Below are 3,251 nucleotides of genomic sequence, written 5' to 3'. Positions count from 1 at the left end.
GGATGGCCTCCTCGGGGGACAGGTCGCCCAGCATCATGAGCTGCAGATTCTTATACAGGGTGTCCATCACCTTGAACGCGCCGTTGGCGACGGGCAGCGTGTGCAGGTGCTCGGCGTCCTCGTACATCTCTTTGAAGCGCTCGTCGTCGTTGTACGCCTCGTCCCTGGTGATGGGCGGGAAGGGAGCGATCTCGGTGTGGAATTTCGCCATGACCTCGGCGCTGGTGATGTATTTGATGAGGCTGGCGGCCAGCTCCTTGTTCTGGGACGCGCTGTTCATGATGAGCGCGTCAGAGGCGATCCATGTGGCGCGGGTCTCGTCCTCCAGGCTGGGGATGAAATCCCAGTTGACGCCTGCGTCCGTGAGCACCGTGCCGGATTTCGCGTCCATGGAAGCGATGGCGATATTGCCCTCAATGAACTGGTTGCGCACCTCGGTGCCCACCAGCGCCATGGATTCCTCCGGCAGCACGCCGTATTTGAACTTGAGGTCGTACAGGAACCGGGCGGCCTTCACCGCGGCGTCGTTGTCCATCAGGGCGACCTTGGTGCCGTCCTCGTTGTAAATGTCGCCGCCCGCCTGCCACAGGTACGGATAGTACAGGTTGTTCAGCGCGCCGATGGCCGGGTCGGCCCATTCGCCCGCAAACGGCATCACGCCGGGCAGGCCCGCCTCTTTTATCTTTACGGCAACGTCCACCAGGTCCTGCCAGGTGGCGGGCAGCTCCGTCACGCCCGCCTGCTCCAGAATGTCCATATTGAAATACAGGATGCGCGCGTTGCCCACGATGAACGGCATCGTGTACTGCTTGCCCTTGATAAAGCCCTTGTCCAGGTAGAGGTAATTCTCCCGGTCCGCATCCGTTATGTAGGCATCCAGCGGCTCCAGAGCGCCCATCTCAATAAAATCGTTGAACATCTCCAGATACATATAGCCCACGTCCGGGCCTTCGCCCGAGGAAAAACCCGTCAGGTATTTTTCCTCGTAATTGCCCCAGGGCGTGATCTCGATGGTGAGGTCCACGTTGTTTTCCGCGGCCCAGGGCGCCAGCGTTTCCGTCCAGAACTCCTTGTCCAGCGCGCCGTCGTCGCCCGCCGCGAACGGGGGCAGCCAAAGCAGCAGGTCTGTCTTTTTCCCGTCCGGCGCGGCGGCCGCGCCGCTGCCGGAGGCCGTGCTTCCCGCCGCCTGCGAGCCGGAGCCGGAGCCCGAGCACGCTGCGAACAGGCCCGTGGCCAGTACAAGCGCCAAAAGGATGCTGAGCAGTTTTTTCATAGTTCTTTCCTCCTGTTTTACTTGATGTGGAAGGCGGTGTCCCGCCGGGAACGTCCTCCGCGCTCCCCTTCCATGCTTTCATGGTAGCCGAAAGCCCATCTTGCTGTAAACTTACAATTTTTCCTATATGAATAACCAGCGTCTATTTTTCACCGTTCGTTTTATACACATTGACCAAACCTTATTTGTCTTTCACTTACATTTTTTTAGATGGAACGGGCTTTGGATTAACAAATCTTCCAATTTCGGCCTCCCGATGGGAAAAAGGGGCCAAAAAAAATCAATTTCTACTCCGGCACGGTTTTATGATAGAATAGTCCTATCCGGATACCGGAGGAAACGGAAAAGGGGGCGCGTTTTGTGCCGCACCGCAAAAAACATACCATGCGCTGGCTGCGCTCTATTCTGGCCGTAGTGCTTTCGTGCCTGCTGCTCTGCTCGCTGCTGTGCCTGTATGTCCTGCATGTGCTGGAGCGCACGGTGGTGGAGACCAACACCGCCCTGACGGCTTATGTGCAGAAAAGCGTCGATACCCGCCTGGAGGAGCTGCACCGCTATTCCACTACCATTGAGATCACGCACGCCAACACGCTGCTCAAAAACCTGCGGGAGCTGCCCGGCACCCTGCCCGCGCAGGCGTACCAGCTTTCCGTCACGCTGCGGGATTTTCTCGTCACGAACAAGCTCGCCCGGGGCGTATACCTCTATTACCCGCGCACGGGGCTTGTGGTGGGCAATATGGGCTGCTTCGAGGCCGCCTCCTATTACGCCCTGCAGGGCGTGCCGCAGCGCGAGGGCTATGACGCATGGCTCGCGGAGCTGACGAAAAGCCATGACACGCGCTTCATGCTGCTGCAGATGCCCAAGGACGAACGCCTGTGCTATGTGCGCGAGATGCGCATGACGGGCGAGATCGCGGCGGTCGTTGTGATCGAGATAGACCGGGAGGAGCTGCTGCGCGCCTTCGACGCGGCAGGCCTGCCCGGAGACTCTGCCACAGGGGTGCTGCTGGACGGGCAGCTGGTGGCCGCCACAGGCAATATGGCGCTGCTGGAGGACACGCCCGGGCTTTATGCGGCCTGGTGCGCGGACCCGCAGGCCAGCCCCGAAAGCGGCGGCAGCTTTGCGTTTTTCAATGCCTCCGCCCTGCCCGGGCTGGATTATGTGAGCGTGTATTCCGCGCGCGGCCTGCTGCGCACGGTGCGCTTTACGCTGGCCGTGTGCGTGGCGGGCGCGGTGTGCTGCCTGGCCGCGGGCGTGGCGGCCAGCGTGTTCATCAGCCGCCGCAACGCGAAGCCTATGGAAAAGCTGCTGGCCGCGCTGGGGGCGCAGGGCTCCGGCGCGCAGGACGAATACCAGTTCATCACCAACAAGATCGAACAGATGATGACGGAAAAATACAAGAGCGAAGAGCTGATGCAGGAGCACCAGACGCTGCTGAACGGCCTGTTCCTGAGCACCGTCCTGCGCGGCGGCCTGCACAGCGAAAACGCGATCTTCGCCGCGGCCAAGCGCTACGAGGTGAGCTTCGAGCATCCCACCTATCAGGTGCTGGTGCTGGCCGGCACCGAGCGCAGCGTCCCGGACGCCGGGCCGGAGCCCGGCCTGCTGCACGGCACGCTGGCCGCGCTGGGGCACGAGGGGCTGGTATCCGCTTACGGCGGCCGCTACGTGGTGCTGCTGAACGCGGAGGAATGCCTGCCCGACAGCCAGGCCGAGGCCCTTGCCCGCGCGCTGCTGGACCAGGCCTTTCCCGCCCGGCCCGCCCACGCGGGCGTCGGCCCCTGCTACGACAGCATGACGGACATCCTGACCAGCTACAACTGCGCGCTGCTGGCGCTGCGCTGCGAGGCGCCCTCGGCCCGCCACCCGGTGAACCGCTATACGCCCCGCCTTACCCGCGCGGACTGCGGCGACCCCGGCGTGATGCAGGCGTTCAGCCACCGCATTTACGAAAAGCAGTTTGCCCAGGCCCAGC

Annotated in this window: 2 protein-coding genes; one reads left to right on the top strand and one right to left on the bottom strand. The window is 62.4% G+C overall.

Features of this window, described 5'->3' with window-relative positions; translation table 11 throughout:
- Positions 1–1,273: ABC transporter substrate-binding protein (locus IIY41_RS04200; protein ID WP_287399881.1), on the bottom strand; the 1,273-nt coding region annotated here is incomplete at its 3' end.
- Positions 1,274–1,633: 360 nt separating this feature from the next.
- On the opposite strand from IIY41_RS04200, the gene IIY41_RS04195 reads away from it, so the two are divergent.
- Positions 1,634–3,251 (top strand): hypothetical protein (locus IIY41_RS04195; protein ID WP_147324388.1); only part of this gene is annotated, 1,618 nt, incomplete at its 3' end.

The organism is Ruthenibacterium sp., from assembly GCF_017421385.1.
GTDB classification, from domain to species: domain Bacteria; phylum Bacillota; class Clostridia; order Oscillospirales; family Ruminococcaceae; genus Ruthenibacterium; species Ruthenibacterium lactatiformans.
Note: the sequence above shows the minus strand (reverse complement) of the source record. Positions and strands in the feature narration are given on the sequence as shown.